General features: G+C 47.3%; 15 protein-coding genes. 5 read left to right on the top strand and 10 right to left on the bottom strand.

Annotated elements, in window-relative coordinates:
• The first annotated feature begins 288 nt into the window (after positions 1-288).
• Together ACUC6J_RS22945 and ACUC6J_RS22940 are read left to right on the top strand one after the other, a co-directional pair.
• Positions 289-1,773 carry a phytoene desaturase family protein gene (locus tag ACUC6J_RS22945; protein WP_447249469.1) on the top strand — a complete coding sequence of 495 codons (1,485 nt, stop codon included), beginning with the start codon at positions 289-291 and terminating at the stop codon, positions 1,771-1,773.
• A 25-nt stretch (positions 1,774-1,798) separates the two neighbouring features.
• The gene (locus ACUC6J_RS22940; protein WP_016822822.1) at positions 1,799-2,413 is read left to right on the top strand and encodes a TetR/AcrR family transcriptional regulator; all 615 of its coding nucleotides are present in this window, start codon (positions 1,799-1,801) and stop codon (positions 2,411-2,413) included.
• A 64-nt stretch (positions 2,414-2,477) separates the two neighbouring features.
• On the opposite strand, the gene ACUC6J_RS22935 is transcribed toward ACUC6J_RS22940, so the two are convergent.
• Complete coding sequence (locus ACUC6J_RS22935) at positions 2,478-3,893, bottom strand: SMI1/KNR4 family protein (protein ID WP_447249468.1); 1,416 nt, start codon at positions 3,891-3,893, stop codon at positions 2,478-2,480.
• A gap of 17 nt (positions 3,894-3,910) precedes the next feature.
• Positions 3,911-4,642 (bottom strand): SMI1/KNR4 family protein, encoded by a 732-nt coding sequence (locus ACUC6J_RS22930; protein WP_228552457.1) that lies wholly within the window; start codon positions 4,640-4,642, stop codon positions 3,911-3,913.
• Between the two features lie 203 nt (positions 4,643-4,845).
• Between ACUC6J_RS22930 and ACUC6J_RS22925 the strand changes: the two genes are divergently transcribed.
• Positions 4,846-6,480 carry a DUF6138 family protein gene (locus ACUC6J_RS22925; protein ID WP_447249467.1) on the top strand — a complete coding sequence of 545 codons (1,635 nt, stop codon included), beginning with the start codon at positions 4,846-4,848 and terminating at the stop codon, positions 6,478-6,480.
• A 182-nt stretch (positions 6,481-6,662) separates the two neighbouring features.
• Here the strand turns inward: ACUC6J_RS22925 and ACUC6J_RS22920 are convergent, their stop codons facing one another.
• Entirely contained in the window at positions 6,663-7,307 is a 645-nt protein-coding gene (locus ACUC6J_RS22920; RefSeq protein ID WP_447249466.1) for a hypothetical protein, read from the bottom strand.
• A gap of 367 nt (positions 7,308-7,674) precedes the next feature.
• On the opposite strand from ACUC6J_RS22920, the gene ACUC6J_RS22915 reads away from it, so the two are divergent.
• Positions 7,675-8,214, top strand: a complete 540-nt coding sequence (locus tag ACUC6J_RS22915; RefSeq protein ID WP_447249465.1) for a hypothetical protein — start codon at positions 7,675-7,677, stop codon at positions 8,212-8,214.
• Between the two features lie 67 nt (positions 8,215-8,281).
• Here ACUC6J_RS22915 and ACUC6J_RS22910 read toward each other — a convergent pair whose 3' ends face one another.
• Genes ACUC6J_RS22910 through ACUC6J_RS22880 form a run of 7 tightly spaced genes read right to left on the bottom strand, consistent with a single transcriptional unit; the run spans position 8,282 to position 12,222 of the window.
• Positions 8,282-8,716, bottom strand: a complete 435-nt coding sequence (locus ACUC6J_RS22910; RefSeq protein ID WP_044786188.1) for an immunity 26/phosphotriesterase HocA family protein — start codon at positions 8,714-8,716, stop codon at positions 8,282-8,284.
• A 2-nt stretch (positions 8,717-8,718) separates the two neighbouring features.
• A complete protein-coding gene (locus ACUC6J_RS22905; RefSeq protein WP_044786187.1) occupies positions 8,719-9,279 on the bottom strand; it encodes a hypothetical protein in 561 nt (186 codons plus the stop codon).
• Between the two features lie 28 nt (positions 9,280-9,307).
• Complete coding sequence (locus ACUC6J_RS22900) at positions 9,308-9,937, bottom strand: hypothetical protein (RefSeq protein WP_025366042.1); 630 nt, start codon at positions 9,935-9,937, stop codon at positions 9,308-9,310.
• Positions 9,938-9,966: 29 nt separating this feature from the next.
• Entirely contained in the window at positions 9,967-10,473 is a 507-nt protein-coding gene (locus ACUC6J_RS22895) for a HEAT repeat domain-containing protein (protein WP_447249464.1), read from the bottom strand.
• A gap of 44 nt (positions 10,474-10,517) precedes the next feature.
• The gene (locus tag ACUC6J_RS22890) at positions 10,518-10,928 is read right to left on the bottom strand and encodes a hypothetical protein (RefSeq protein ID WP_016822833.1); all 411 of its coding nucleotides are present in this window, start codon (positions 10,926-10,928) and stop codon (positions 10,518-10,520) included.
• Positions 10,921-11,565, bottom strand: coding sequence for an immunity 50 family protein (locus ACUC6J_RS22885; RefSeq protein WP_017427162.1), 645 nt, complete (start codon positions 11,563-11,565; stop codon positions 10,921-10,923). The genes ACUC6J_RS22890 and ACUC6J_RS22885 overlap by 8 nt, the downstream gene beginning before the upstream one ends.
• A gap of 39 nt (positions 11,566-11,604) precedes the next feature.
• Entirely contained in the window at positions 11,605-12,222 is a 618-nt protein-coding gene (locus ACUC6J_RS22880) for a hypothetical protein (RefSeq protein ID WP_447249463.1), read from the bottom strand.
• Positions 12,223-12,545: 323 nt separating this feature from the next.
• On the opposite strand from ACUC6J_RS22880, the gene ACUC6J_RS22875 reads away from it, so the two are divergent.
• A complete protein-coding gene (locus ACUC6J_RS22875; RefSeq protein WP_123797752.1) occupies positions 12,546-14,165 on the top strand; it encodes a DEAD/DEAH box helicase in 1,620 nt (539 codons plus the stop codon).
• Positions 14,166-14,310 lie beyond the last annotated feature (145 nt).

Here is a 14,310-nt window from a genome sequence, read left to right as displayed (position 1 = left end):
TTTATAAAGCGCTTACTATATGCTCAGGATGCTTGACTGTATGCTGTGGAACTCATACAAATCAAAAAAAGGCAAACTCCGGGTACACAAGTGTACTCGGGTTTTGCCTTTTCAGTAACAATCCCAATTGAAGGATAGCATCCTCATTGGAATCTGACAAGTGAAAGCGCTACAATTTTGGATGTTTTTATAAAAAATTTTCCTTCTCAACCGGGATACGATAGTATATAATCTCTTTAACTTAACACTGTTAACTTATATAACGACGTTAATAAGGGAGATGAAATCATGAACCAATATGATGTTATTGTCATTGGTGCTGGGCTGGGTGGTTTGTCTTGTGCAGCCAGACTTTCTGCGTTGGGTTACCGGACAGCTGTGTTTGAAAGTCATACTTTGGCTGGCGGCTTTGCTACTGAATTCACACGAAAGGGATATACCTTTGATGTCTCCTTGCACGGCGTCGGCGGACTCGAAGAAGGCAGCTTCGGTCGGATGTTAAAGGACTGCCATGTGGATCAGCAAATCGTTCCTCTCCGTAAAAAGCACCCTTACTCCATTCGCTGGGAAGGGCAGATCATTGATATCCCATCTGATGTGCAGGAGTATGTGCAACTCCTCAAAGGCATGTTTCCTGCTGAGGTAGCAGCCATTGACAAGCTATTCGCGGGCATTCGCCGTTTTGAGACAGGCTTTACCGCTTTTTCTTCCCTTACTTCCTGGCGTAAGCTGGCGGGTCTGTTCAAAGCAGGCACCTTCTTCCGCTGGACGAAAATGACCACCTGGGAGGCTGTAAGTCAGTTTGGCTTGTCTGACCGATTCACGGAGTTCTTCACTGCACTCTGGCCCTATTATGGGCTGCCCCCGAAGCGGTTGGCGGCTTTGTACTTTTTTATTCCCTGGATCGGCTATCATCTGGAGGGGACGTACTACATTCAGGGAGGTGCACAGGCCTTGTCCAATGCGCTGGTCGAAGCTATTCAATCAGCTGAAGGAGAAGTCCACCTGCGCAGTCAGGTATCTGAAATTATACTTGAACGCGGTAAAGCAGCTGGTGTACGTCTGAAAAAAGGGGATGTATATAAAGCCAACTGGGTTGTGTCTGGGATCAGTCCTCATCATACCTATGGCCGTCTGCTGGAGAGTCACAATGCCGCCCGTCGCGAGCTGGAGGCTGTAACCAGACTGGAAACTGGCACGTCTCTCACTCAACTGTACCTAGGGCTATCATGCGAGCCTCATGAGCTTGGGATCAGCGAAGAAGACTTAATCCTGTGTAACGAGCCGGATTCGGAGACGGATTATGAAGTCATGATGAGCGGCGAGTATATGAAAGGCAACTGGATGCTCACAAATTATAACGCCATGGACCCTACACTCAATGAAGCGGGAAAGGGTGTCATCGCTGTTACATTTTTGGACAGATTGGAGAACTGGCCTAGTGCACGTCCCGAATATAAAGCCAAAAAGAAAGCAGTAACACAGCAGATACTGGAATGTCTTGAACAGCTATATCCTGGTTTTAGCAGCAAAGTCGTGGTGGCAGAGTTGGGCACACCACGCACCATGCAGCGGTATACTGCTAATCCCGGCGGAGCCGTTTATGGCTATGCACAAACGGTCCGGCAGTCCGGCATAAACAGACTGAAGCGCAAATCAGCAGTGAACCGCCTGTCATTGGTAGGAGCCTGGACACAGCCTGGGGGCGGGTTTCAAGGAGCTATGAACTCGGGTATAATGGAAGCTGATCGTATCGCCACCAAATTGAGATAGGCAGAAAGGGCAAGTATATCTACTCATGAAACATATCAAACGCCGAGAACGTGAAAGCAGTGAGATCCGCCGCAAAATCATTGAGGCCGCCCGCTCCCTCTTTTTGAACCAAGGGTATGCTGAAGTCTCCATGCGTAAAATTGCGGATCAGATCGAATATTCACCAACGACTATTTATCATTATTTCTCCAATAAGGAAGCAGTTGTTCGTGAACTGCTGTTAGAAGGGAATGCTTTGTTCCTGAAGGCTCTCCAGCAGCGCGTGGATGAAGCACAGGCAGCCGGACTGAACGCTCTGGACACACTGAAAACAGTGTCCGATGCTTATGTCCGTTTTGGCATGGCTAATCCCGAATACTACAACATCCTGTTTATCAGCAACCTTGAATCTGTAAGCTCGGTTACCCTTATAGACAGTGGGAGTTTTAAAGGGTTTGAGTTGCTTGAGGGCGGACTTAAAGCCGCTATGGAGGAAGGCTGCATCATTCAAGGAGATGAGCGCCTGATGGCTAGATCCGTATGGAGTATGCTGCACGGATTGACTTCTTTGCTCCTGAATTTTGAACTTCCTATGGCAAAATCAAATGATGAATTGATTTCATTTACTATAGATACTTTTATTCGGGGAATAAGCCGCTGATGAAGCGGCTCATTTTTTATCCTTACACCCCATACATGCAAGTCTGCATACGTCGATTCCAGTGTTAACGAAGTTCCAAATGTGAAAGCTGCTGAAGCACGGCTTCAATGCGACGTTTATCTTTTTTGAGCACCACGAGCTGTAAAGAAGCATGAAGCAGATTTGAGATGCTAGCCCAAGCGTCTGCTTCTAGAGTGGGCAGAAGATCGCGCTGAATCATGATATCCATCGCCTCGGTTGCAATTTTCTGATGAAGCTCGCTACCGGATAGCCATTCAATCACCTGCTCATCTGTAGGACGTGAGTAGGCGAAAAGTACTGCCCAGCCATCAACCGGATGATTGACCTTATCCCGCATCCAGTCGATGACCTGGGGGGAATGAAAATGCTGTAACTGCCCGCTAACGGTGTATCCTTCTAATTTGCCATCCTTCGCCCTATGCTGTATCAGATCATTGTAAACTTTTGTAAGCCCTTCCTGCTCGGGCAGGCAGCGGGCGGATAGATAGGCACGTGTCGAGATAAATGCGGCCCTAGTATGTGTGTTATTTGAAGCGGGAGGTCTCCATGCTTGCGCGGTATCCGTGTCCGGCTCCCATAAGGAGCGAACCCAATCAGCAGCCCCAATACCTGCGGTCTCCCCAACGAAAAATGCCCATGTAGCGAATTGGGCCGGGTTACACTGAATGCGCTGCTCCCAGGCAAGAAAAATATCCTTTGGATCATAGGCCTGGAAAGCCTGCAGTACAGCAGGATGATCTACGCCATGCATGGTGGTGTAGTGGATCAGTGTATCCAACGACCGGGCATCCTCCAGTTTCATCGTGCAGAACATATCCAACCAGCGTTGCCACAGCTGCAGCGACGGGCTATTTAGCTGAATACCATGCTCGTCTAACACGTTAGACCAGTCCCACAGCCATAGTCCGTGCAAGGTAAGCATGGTTTCTATATAGGTAGGTAGACTTTCTGCAAGCATCGTGAACTGGTCCAACTCATGCTCATAACAGAACACTGCTGGCTCTGTTGCGGATGTCGCTCTATCAAGCAGGATCGGATCACCAGCACCGTTATAGTTCAAAATAAGATATCGTTGTTCGTCCGCTGCTGAGTCGTTATCTTCTTCATAGGGTGTAAAATAGCTAATATCCTCATAATTCCAGCCAAATTCTCCTGTAATATCGTCAAGGTTAGTCGGTTCTTGTTCAAGGTCATGGCTGCCTTCATATGAATACTCTGATTCATCGACTACAACACAGTGTTGAGGGAGGCACCATAGCAGATGTAAGCTGCCACACCGCTTTAATAATTCAGACAGGGAGGCAGGCAAAGTGATCTGGAGCCGTTCCTCCAGCTCAGTCAGTTCCTCTTCGGAAATCCCCTTCGTGCATTGGTATGCCACGTCAGGCATTCCACCTTGTCTCAGACGATCAGCGATTTCCCCCAGCTTTTCTAAGGTATATGCAAAATGTACTGTCATTCGTATTCGTCCTCCTCTTACTCTACAACTCGGCAATGCTCTTTTTGCAAGAATGATAGAATTTCATCATGAAGTGCTATCGCCTTGGGTTCATAAATGATCGCCACTTCGCGTCCATATGCATAGTTGAAGCGCACATATCCGCCAAGAAGCTGGAAAAAAGCCATGCAGGTATGCTCGTTTTCGATCCATAGGTTTGTGTCAAAATGCTGTTTAAACCGCTGAGCCAATACTTGTATAGATGCCGGAGCTATTTCCGGAATTTGATCATTCGGATTGGCTGGATCGTAAGCTTTTGCCGTATCCGGGGGATTAAATAGTAGGAATGTCGCGGTTCTGTCCAGACTGACAGGTTCGAAATAACGGGGGAATGGCTCTGTTTTTCCGAATTCATCCCGTAGTATATGCTCCAGCGTATCTGTAAATGGGGTTTGAACATCTAATGGCTTCATAGTAATGACTTCCGAATGTCGCGGTAGCCAAAGCAAGCCTTCGACCTGAGGATGCACCGCTAGAAAATCACCATCTATGGAACTGCCTATGACCACGCACTCGCCCAGCTGTTGCGCGGTGATCGGACAGTTATCATCATGCGTCCACAGTTCGTAATCTGCATAGGATTGCAAAAGTTGAGGATCAGGCGGTTCAATCACCAGCAGGCCGCAATAGGTGCCTGGCCCGTATTGGGTGAGAAATGAAGCATAGGGAGTTGGTAAAGTTATGCCATGGGTATGTTCGAAATTTGTCATTTCATCGGCAGCCACTGGCGTGTGTCGTGTGGAAACCCAATACATGAAGAATACACCTGCTTTCCGGCACTCTATCTATAGGGATGGAGCCCAAATGTAAATGAGAGATATGCTATAATCAGGAAATAAAATAGTTAAATATTAGTCTATCTCAATTATGTAAGAACTACAATTTGTGAGGGTACGAAAGGGGAACTCATCGTATGACATCGGGGGTACAGGCCTACATAGATCCAATTTTTGAAGAGATTGACCAGAGATACGCTTCTGAGCAAAAGCGCATCGCGGAATTTAAGAACAAAAGCGTCCTTCACGAAGGGATTCATGAATACTTAAAAGTTACCTGTAAGAGAGATGGGGTATGGGTGGATACCTACGAACCGTTTGATTGGGATCATCGTAGACCAGACACAAAAATTCCTGGTTTTACGGAGGAAGTGACGCTCCAGCAGGTGCAGGATGAATGGATGCCAGTGTTCAAAGAACGGATAGCGGCTCTGTATAATTCGGAAGAATTTGGTCCTATGTTTTTTCGTTATCGGCTGGAATTTCATCTGGAGGTGGTCTTGGAGAATAAGGCCAGTCATTTTACGTTCTCGCTCCTGAACGAAGATAAGCGGCAGCACCTGTTAGCCTCTATTGAACAGTTTCTGGAGCAGAAGCTCAATCCTGCCAGTAGAGCTATGCCAAAGGAAGAGGACGATTTTTTCTTAGTAAGGCACTTGCTTGATCCTCATTTGTACCCTGTAGACGCCCAGCGGGTGAATGAACTGCTGAATCGAATGGATGCAAAAGTGCAGGTCAGCCGCAAGCGAGAAGAAGCATGGAGGCATCAGCTGAGCAGAGGCTTAATGCATTGGGCTGAAGATGAATTTTTGGCTAAGTATACAGATCAGGGAAAAAGTTACGGGCTTGATTATACGGTGAGACCCGATATTCTTCCTTCAGATATTCCCGCCCCGGTTATGGAGATGTTCCTGCTGACCGCGATGCGAGTGGGTCTGACCGATGCCGATGCACGGCAGAAGTATTTGGAGATTGCTGCACAATTGGGTTCAGAGCAGGCTGTTCAGTGGCTTAAGAGCGGATCAGGCAGCATTCCAGCGTCATATACAAGCGAGCGTGTCACCTGCCAAGCGAATGATATTTTGCAAACACTAGAGGTTCAGATTCGTTCTGAGGAAGAAGAGAGCTACAGAGAAGCACTCATATATCTATGTGATATATTACGGAAAGGCTTTACTAAGGAATATGGGATGAAGTTTAAAAGCAAAGTGAAAAACTATCTACCCGTACCCAAGTTGGCCAAATCTGCATTACATCGTTTCTTTGCCAATGCACTTGAATACCCTTCGCTGCTTCCGTTGCTGGCGGAATATGCCGAGAACGTGATGGAAGAATTCAAGTGGTACAACGATGTAGAGCCGGGGGAGAAGTCGGCGATGCCAGGAACCTATGCGGTGATGGGATTAGGACTTAAAGGAACGGAGTATTTTTCGCTGGTGAATCGTTATATGAAGCTGGTAGACAGTGAACATCAGTCGGTACAGGACGGTTACGCCGCTGTATTTGCTGAGGCGCATGGACTGACACCGGATACGATCCCCGTTTGGGCGAGGATTCTTTTGGCAGGTAATGATTCCGCCAAACCACTAAAATCGGCTGGCATTGAAAGTGTAGAGCAGGCACAGGCGTTAGTAGATGTGCTTCTACAACTGGAAGACTACGAACAAGAGATGCTCGTTTATCGTATATGGGGTGGCGCGAAGAAACTAAAAAACAGCCTGAAGCAGGCTGTCCCTGAGGTAAAAGAGTTACTGGAGCCGCTTATTCCATAAAAGCATCGTATTCTTGATCATATCGCAGTCCCTGCGCAATGTGTTGAATATCTGGCTCGCTTCCACTGCGGCGTAGCACTTCAATAACATCCTGTACAGTCGCTATTTCCAGCCAAGATTGCACGTGATGGTCTGGGAAACGGCCTGGATCAGTGCTTCTAGGCTGTCAAAAGTTTGTATACTCATGTTTGGTAATGCTCTCCCTTAGACGCTTGTTTATGCTGTAGCTTTTGTAATATTTTTAAAATGGCCTGGCGATTTTTGGCATCCTTAATGTATTTGGGAATGGAATGGGAAGCCGTACGCATCATACCGGATGAGGGTTTTTCTCGCAACTCGGCAGAGATATAGGAGAGCAGGTAATTCAGGTGTATCCGGTTAAGAGCCCAGACTGGTTTCCCCCGATAGTAATCAAGGAAGTACAGCTGGAGCTGGAAAATAGGATCTTTTCCATTTTGGATCACGTCCGTATGCCATTCACGTGACTGCATACGATGCACCGGAACCTGATTAAGTGTTTCGCAATGCGGACAGTGTATATTTGTATTTTTGTGAGTAACCGTTCGGTCATCATGAATTTCGATATTAAAATATCGTTCACAATGGCTGCATACGCTGCGTGCATAGAATTTATACGATTCTGGCTGCTGAAATGTGTAGTAACAATGAGAGCAACGAACAACGTAATAACAGTCTTCCTTTGATTTGGAAATAGAAGCTTGACTCTGACAGCGAGGGCAGTGGACAGCTACCTGTTCTCCCCTCCAGATCACGGCGGCAAAGTCATATTTATATCCATATTCATCTTTGAAGCGTTTTTGCTCCATGTTCGTTCCTCCTTTTCGGAAAGAGCGTAAAAACGTACTTTTTATTATCATATGTTATAATATTCCTTAACAACAGAATGGCTTAGATGGGCGGTCGGCTAGTTTCCTGTGAAGGAGGTGAGGGTCCTGATTCTTTCCTTCCATAAAAAGAAATAGACCGCCCGTGGTAGGAACCGGTCTATTTCATGTACCGTAAACTTGCAGCCACCGCCCTTAAAAGCGGCTGTTGCCAAAGAGTGAGGATGTTGACGCATCTTCACTCTTTTTTAGAATATACATCTTATTTCCATTTTAACACTTGAAAAAGGCCTTTTCAATGTGCCGAAGCGTGGAAATAGGATTACGTAGTGCAAAGGAGAATGGGTATATGAGCATTTTTACAGGACTGCAGCGTCCGCAATTTCAGGCCTACTATGATGAGGAATTTCTTATAAAGCATCGTTTTGAAAACGACAGGGGCTTTCCGCCTTCCTATATAGATTACGTCAAAACTCTTGGCTACGGACGATTATGCAGCTTATGGAACATTCATATTCCTCTCGGCGATCACCCGGATTCATGGCTTCGTCGTTACCATGACTGGCGAGCCTGGTTTGATGATGTACTGGAATCGGAAGAGGTTTTACAAGAAGCGGCGCTGGAGCCAGACGGTTTCCCGGAATTATTGGAGCATGCTGTTCCCTTCGCTTCCAGTGAAGGAAATGACCTGCTGGTCTGGGATGTTCAATCGCCTGATGAACGGGGGGAATTCCCAATTTATGCTTTGAATCTGCGCACATGGGGCAACTTTCGGTATGCAGCCCCTGATTTGTATAGCTTCGTCGAAGTGCTGCTGGATGGGGAGCGTGTAAAGTCGGTTTTGGGAACACATCGTACATCATTCCCTTATACATTTGAACCCTTTTAAATCGTTAAAGAGCCACCCTAGTTTTCGAAGTCTAAGGTGGCTCTTTGCGTTGCTATTCTTCTAGCTTTTATGTTTGGGCTAAATATTGCTGTACTAGCTCATATCCAGCCACACCCATTACAGTATATTGATTATATTCTTCCAGTTCCAGATTGCGTATATATTCATCCCCGCAATACAGATGGCCCGCACAATTAAAATACTTTAGCTGCTGTTGTTCCTCGGTTAGAGGGCGATGATCGATAATGGGCCATACTCCCTTCGCCAGATTTTGGGTGGCTGTGAAAATAACTTCGAATCGGCCACGGTGATTGGTGAACGGAAGATATGTGGTTTCACCCTCGTACGCTTGATTCTGACCTATGGATATAACACCAAAGGAGAATGCTTTTTTGAATCGACCATATAGCGCGCAGATCACCTGACATACCGCAAAGCGGCCGTCATGCATGGGGATAACAAAAATGTCGCCTTCCTGATGTTTGATTCTTTTCAATACCATCGTCAGGCCAGCTCTTCCTGAATGATCTCTGTTTTTAAGCCTTTAGCGCTGGTAATCGTAATGCTGATCGCATCAAAGCCATTTCGCTTTACCTCTTCAAAATCACATCGTTCGCCGCTGATCAGCTCCAGCTGCCCGTTCTCATCCACATCATCCGCAAACTCGTCATCCCAATCAACATTATAAAAAGCAGTCACGGTCACCTCAAAGGTATCTTCACCATCATCGTCCAGATAAGGTAGCAGGGGAGTGCGATTGTTCTGCTGTTCTTCCGTATATACTTCACACAGCAGTGCATCGTAACCATGGCGGGTTCCATCAAAAATCACGATCTGCTCACCTGTGACTGCATCTTCTGCAATAATGAGCTGGGGTGCAAACTCCGTTACAGCAATCAGCTCGTCCATGAACTCTCCATAATAAAAAATGTGGAATTTCGTATTTCCGGCCTGTGAACGGAGCTTACCTGTCCATTCCTGCTCGACCCATGCCTCCGGGTTTTCGGGTACAACCCAACCATCCAAATAAGCGGGTCCTAATTTAACATGATGTGTTTCTGTCATCCGTAGCGCCTTCCTTTCTTTTCGTTCATTATGACATGGACAGGGTCACGATTTTGTTGTCCTCGTCAACATCTACCTTCACGTTCACTCCCAGCTTGTCCTTAAACAGCTTACTGATATTGATATAGTTATCCTTTACCGCACGGCTTGAATTACCAGTGGTGCGAGTCATCCCAGCGGTGATGATGGAGCGAACATAGGTTTTGTCGAGCTTGGCTTCAGGATTGTAAGTATAAATAACCTGCTCTTGTTGATTGTAGTAATGGGTTAACTCCGTATAGTCGTTGGCGTTCTCATACTGTTTTTCCTCACGCACATAATCGGGATGGTCCATGGTGTAGTGGATTCCCCCGTCCAGAAAAGGATTATCCTTGGAGGGTCTGAGTTCATATTGTCCATATGCGAGTTGAAACAGGTATTCTATGCCTGAGCCCTCTGCTTGATAGTAGAGCTGACGATGATCCCCTTTTTTATCGATCGCGGTATAGCTACTGATTAAAGGCCAGGCATCATACTTTTTACCCTTTACCTCAACGGCAACCTTATAATGTACGAGCACCTTTTCATTTTGGAATAACCCAAAGCTGCTCATAATGAAATACGCAGGCACACATATAATTCCGATAATCAATATGAATATAAATATTCTTACACGCATGAGTAGAGTAATTCTCCTTTGGTTGTCGATTATGTGGACAGCTCTCGTTGGGCAGATGCGCCGAATTCCTCATGTTGCAATAATTGCTTCAGCGCATGTTGTGCAAAAGGGTTGGCTTTATGTGCGCGGAGCAGTGCAAAAGCGGCCCCCTTGACTAAGATATATGTATCACTGCAAATTATGTCCAAAGCTAAACGTAGCTCTGCTTCTGAATAAGGCATCCATGCCAAAGTTTGTAAAGCTGCGTTTTGCACATCATCATCTTCATCAGGCTTGGACAGCAGCTCGCGAATTCCTCGCATGATGGTCGGCTGCTGGCTCTGATCTGCATATAGTCCGATGACCTTCAGCGCTTCTATACGAAGCGGATCATCCGCGGATGATTGCTGCGCAAGCTGCAAAAGTAATGCGATGGTGTCCTCCACAGGCTGGGGGATCGCTGTTAATTCGCGTAGTGATACCAACCGATCTTCATACGATAGTGTAGGGAAAATAGATAAAAATGTCTTTCCCTCATCATCGGTTTGTATGGACATATACCCTCCTTATTTCTTAGCCAGATTACTTTTGGCATTGTGTATTACCTACTCTTATGTCTATAGTTCGATAAAGCCTCTTCCGTTCCGCCCCCCTCCAGCAGCACCATAATCGCATAGGAGATTGTATCAATCCAATCGTCAAGGGTACTAATCTGCTCTGCGGTCAGCAGGTGATTCCGTTGCAGCATACTATCAGGATACAACGCCCATGCCCGTGTATATTGGCAAATTCCCCACAGAGCGGATATAAGCTCCCGTTCTACGGACGGTTTCTCCAACTCATCTGCCAGAACTTCAATGATAGTCATGAGCTCATGGAAGTTGTCCTCGATCAGTTCGCCTTGAAAGGGACGAAGCATCCCTAGAAATCCGCTTTGCATTTTGGGATGCTCCAAATCATCGTGAATAAAAGAATGACAGCGCAACAGCTCACGGGCTTCTTGTTTATTCATGAAGTTCCGTAATCTCTGCACGGATACCTCTGCACAGAAAGCTACCTGACAGTCCCGACAAGGCATCGATATCAACGACCATGTCTGCTTCTTCATAGCGGAAATCAAGCTGCAAGATGATATTTTCTGTTTCTACAGGGGTTAATACATGCTCTTTGGTTTCCAGAAATGTAAACGTCACTGCATAGCGTGGAATGTCCTGGACTGGAGCTTCAGGGATCACAGGTGCCTCAGCCGAAGGCTCCAGATCCGGTGATTTAGGAACCAGCACACTAGCGGGAGATAGCTCAATCGTCAGTGTAATCTGGTCTTTCGTCATGTTGGCAGCCGTGATTCGGTCATAGTGAAAAGGTGGAAAATAGCCGAGCTTTTCGACAATGCTGTCTGCACCTTGAATAGAAACGGTTGGAGAGAAAGCGAGTTCCAGTCCGATGGACCCTGTCAGTTGGTCTTCATATTCTGGATTGATACGGATAAGGGCCTGTTCCGACTCTACCTTCAACATCGTACCAATAAAATACTGTTTGCCATGGATCAGGACAACATCATGCGGAACGAACGGCAGTGCTCCTCCGGCTTGATAATGAATGAGATATTCGTTTTCTTTTTTTTCAATATTGTGAACTTGAATTTGCATAAATTGCAGCCTCCTAGGGTTAATGGGATGACGGATAGTTTAAGTGTGACGTAAAGGGTACGGAGTCCACGATTGAAAAACATACTTCATATCCGGGGTATCCTTTTCGAGCATAAATGGGAGAATATCCATAATAGCTCTTGCTTTACTGCCAGCATAAAAGTTGCGGGAGCTATGTAACAGTTTGTTTGCCTTTATTAACTGGCTGAGCTGCAGCATAACGTTTTCCACGCTTGTTCGGTCAATACGTTCATAAACGTCCTGACGAATCGAAACAAGCATCCCGCAATTGTTGGAAGATCGGGACATGGTGTCATTGGACAAAAGAATGTACACTTCCGGCGTCGTCCCTTTGTTATAGGACGATTTGATACTAGGAGCCTCTATAACCAGCATCAAAGGAGTCATTTCATCATCGGTTACAATGCGGAGCAGCTCCTGCTTGTCCCAGCGGATCTTGCCGTGTTTGGCTTTCTTCGATTGATAGACAGACACACGGGTATTGCGGATTCCTGATATATTCAAGAGCGCTTCAAAACAATCGAACAGGTTAGTAAAGCAGTCTTCGGCAAACAAAGTGTGCTTCTCCGACAAGGAACCTGTCATTATGAAATTATAATGTAGGTTGTTAACCACAAGCATCCACCCTTTATTCATGAATTACCAATTATCCTACCATAATATATGACATGGTGATTGAATTCACCTTTTGAGGGATTCGTTAAAATCGTTTGGAAACCAGTTCAACTTCGCGTATACTAGGAAAGTCATATATGGAACGGCCTGAGCCGCCTTGCGGCCGTATGTTGAGTTACATGAACAGATTCAACGATAACGGATATGCTCCCTTCCTGAAAAGGGGAGAATGAGAACCGATACAAAAATGGGAATTCTGAACTATGGAACGATAGATGTCATATGGCACATGAACCTATTTTACGTGACACATATTGAATACAGATAAGGGAAGTGAATACAACTTGAAGAATTTTACAGCATTAGGCGTGGAGCAACATTGGGTAGAAGCCTTGAAAGAGCAAGGCATCTCAGCGCCAACACCTGTACAACAGGAGTCCATTCCACTGTTGATGGAAGGTCAGGATGTGATTGCCGAGGCACATACGGGCACGGGGAAGACGCTTGCGTTTTTACTGCCGATTCTACAAAAGCTGAATTTGGACAAGCGGCATCCGCAGGCGCTCGTGATTGCACCTACGCGTGAATTGGCGCTCCAGATTACAGAGGAAGCAAAATGCTTGGCTGCTGCGGAACCGAGTTTATCTCTGCTAGCTGTTTACGGAGGACAGGACGTGGAGCGTCAGCTTCGTAAACTAAAAGGTGGCGCACAACTGATTATTGGTACACCTGGGCGACTGTTGGATCATCTGAGACGTGGCACGCTTGATTTAGGCGGCATTAAAATGCTGGTCCTGGATGAGGCTGACCAAATGTTACACATGGGCTTCTTGAACGATGTGGAAACGATTCTTCAGGAGGTTCCTTACCGAAGACAAACCATGCTGTTTTCCGCTACGATGCCAGCTGGTATTCGCAAGCTGGCTCGTGTCTATATGAACGAACCCGTTGATGTCAAAGTGAAATCGGCTTCTTCCGTTCCCGTGAGCCAAATCCGTCAGGTCGTTGTGCAAACAACAGACCGTGGTAAGCAACAGGCATTGGTAGATATGCTGAATACGGATCGTCCGTATCTGGCTGTTATTTTCTGCCGTACCAAGCGCCGGGCTTCCAAACTGAATGAAGAACTCCAGGAGATGGGGTTCGAGAGCGGTGAGCTGCACGGGGACTTGTCCCAGAACAAGCGGGAGCAAGTGATGAAGGCGTTCCGTGAAGCGAAACTTCAATTGCTCGTAGCGACAGATGTAGCCGCACGCGGCCTCGATGTAGAAGGCGTCACGCATGTCTTCAACTATGACATGCCGCAGGATGCCGAAAGCTACATCCACCGCATCGGACGTACCGGTCGTGCCGGAGGCAAAGGCGTTGCGGTGACGCTCGCCACGCCAAGGGATGTTCCTGAGCTTCGGAACATCCAAAGAGTTGCTGGTGTCACATTCACCAGCAGTGAGGGCGGCGGGCAGCGTAGATCTGCTCCCGATACGCCTGAGCGGCAGGGTAGAAATGACCGCTCAGGCAGAAACGACCGCCGTTCCTTTGGCGGCAACGATGCTGGCGGCGGCCGCCGCAGCGGCCGCGAACAGGCGGGTCGTCGTGACGGTGCAAGCGGCGAGCGTCGCTCCAACCGCAGTAGCAGTGAACGTGGCGGATATGACCGCAGTAGCGGCCGTTCTGTACGCGAAGGTCAAGGCCGCTCGGCAGGCCAAAGCAGCGGACGTGGCGGATATGACCGCAGCAGCGGCGGATCTGCACGCGGAGGTCAAGGCCGCTCCGCAGAGCAAAGCAGCGGACGTGGCGGATATGACCGCAGCAGCGGCGGATCTGCACGCGGAGGTCAAGGTCGTTCGGCAGGCCAAAGCAGCGGACGTAGCGGATATGACCGTAGCAGCGGCGGTTCCGCACGCGGAGGCCAAGGTGGACGCGGTGGACAAGGTCAAGGAGGCCGACGCGGTCGGTCCAGGTAGATAAAATGGGGGTATTCTCATAGAATGCTCCACTATGGTTATCATAATAGCCCCGGGGAGGCTGATCTTCCGGGGCTATTGTAATCTTCATATATGCCGCTGTAAGAACAGCATCATAAGATAAAGAGCAACCAAAGATGCCCTG

This window comes from Paenibacillus sp. JJ1683 (assembly GCF_053006485.1).
This window is presented reverse-complemented; position numbering and strand designations above follow the sequence as displayed.